The following is a 1,879-nucleotide window of genomic DNA, read 5'->3' on the forward strand; positions in this document are numbered from 1 at the left end:
GGTGTGGGCGGTCTGCCCGGACCCGCACACCGGCGCCGCGGCGCTGCACGCCACCGTGGCGCTGGCCCTGGCCTGCGGCGCCACCCCGGTGCGGACCACGCCGGAGCGTCACGACGAGGCGATGGCGACCGTCTCGCACGTGCCCCAGCTCGTCGCCAGTGCGCTCGCCGGGGTGCTGGTGGGGCTTTCGCCGGGGGAGGTGCCGCTCGCCGGGCAGGGGTTCCGGGACACCACCCGGCTCGCCGACAGCGACGCCGAGCTGTGGGCGGGGATCGTCGAGGGCAACCGGGGGCCGATCGCCCGGCGGGTGCGCGACCTGGGCTCCCGGCTGACCGCCCTCGCCGACGTCCTCGACGCGGCCGGCGCCGACGAGGTCACCACGGCGGTGACCGGGCTCATGCGGGACGGGCACGCGGGGCGCGCGCTGCTGCCGCGTAAGGCCGGTGCCACGGCGCGGTCGTGGGGCTGGGTCGGGGTGGTGCTCGACGACCGGCCCGGGCAGCTCGCCGCGATCGTCGGGCTCATCAGCACGTGGGACGTCAACATCGAGGATGTCGGCCCGTTCGAACACAGCCTGGACGCGCCGGCCGGCATCGTCGAACTCGCCGTCGATCCGGCGGTCGCGGACAGTCTCGTCGACCGGCTCACAGCCACCGGATGGACGGCATACCGACGATCCTGATGCGGTACCGAGTAGCCTGATCCGGGTTGCCCGCGACGGTCCCCGCCGCGGCGTGACCGACGGGTTGATGCCACCGACCCGCCCTTCGGCCCGGTCCGCGTGCCGGGAGTCGTCTGACGTTCGTCGTCCGGTGACCGCGGCCAACGGGCCGGCCACCGCCCTCGCGGTGGGCGAGGGTCGGGGTGGGGCGGCGCGGGTAGGGGCCCGCGCGGCGCGATCCGATGATTCTCAGGTGTCCGGGACGGAGGAATCGGGTGAAGCCCGAGCACGGGTCTGCGCTGTCGGTGGGCGATAGCGCCGCCGACGGGGCGAAGGGAACGTCCGCGCCGCTCGGGTCCGAGGGGAGCGTGTCCGCGCTCGCCGACGGCCCGGTCGAGGGGCTGATCGTGGCGGTTGACGGCCCCGGCGGATCGGGAAAGAGCACGGTGGCCCGCGAGCTCGCGCGGCGCCTCGGGCTGCGCTATCTCGACACCGGGGCGATGTACCGCGCCGTCACCCAGCTCGCGCTGGAGCGGCGCATCGACATCGAGGACCCACAGGCCGTGGCGGAACTCGCCGAGCGGGCCGTGCTCTCCGTCGGTACCGACCCGGACGACCCGTCGATCGCCGTCGACGGGGTCGCAGTGGACGCCGAGATCCGCACCAGGGCGGTCACCAACGCGGTCAGCGCCATCGCCGCGGTGCCCGCGGTGCGGGCGCGCCTCGTCGCCCAGCAGCGCCAGGTGATCGCCGCCACCCGGCCCGGCGGCATCGTCGTCGAGGGCCGCGACATCGGTTCCGTCGTCGCGCCGGACGCCCAGATCAAGGTGTTCCTCACCGCGTCGACGGAGGTGCGGGCGCTGCGCCGGTCGCGCCAGCTCGGCGAGAAGGGCGTCGACGACGTCGCGCGGACGCTGGCCGAGCTGGACCGGCGTGACGCGCTCGACTCGAGCCGCGCCGCCGACCCGCTGGCGATCCCCGCGGGGGCGATCGTGCTGGACTCGTCGGCCCTGTCCGTCCCCGAGGTGGTCGACGAGGTCCTGCGGCGCTGCGGGCAGTCGTCGAACGTGACGACGTGACGGGTTCCGAACGGGCCGCGGACGAGACGACCACCCGGACCGGCTCCGCCCCCGGCCCCACCCCTGTCCCCGGCCCCACCCCTGTCCCCAGCCCCGCGACCGCCCCCAGCCCCGCGACCGCCCGGCCGGCCCCCGAGAC

At 75.9% G+C, this 1,879-nt stretch carries 2 protein-coding genes; both read left to right on the top strand.

Annotated elements, in window-relative coordinates; genetic code table 11:
* Positions 1 to 682, top strand: a 682-nt coding sequence (locus ND748_RS31055; RefSeq protein ID WP_251749869.1) for a prephenate dehydrogenase dimerization domain-containing protein, incomplete at its 5' end; no start/stop codon positions are given.
* Between the two features lie 254 nt (positions 683 to 936).
* Entirely contained in the window at positions 937 to 1,740 is an 804-nt protein-coding gene (gene cmk, locus ND748_RS31060; RefSeq protein ID WP_251749870.1) for a (d)CMP kinase, read from the top strand.
* Positions 1,741 to 1,879 lie beyond the last annotated feature (139 nt).

The sequence above is a fragment of the Frankia sp. AiPs1 genome (assembly GCF_023716945.1).
GTDB lineage: Bacteria > Actinomycetota > Actinomycetes > Frankiales > Frankiaceae > Frankia.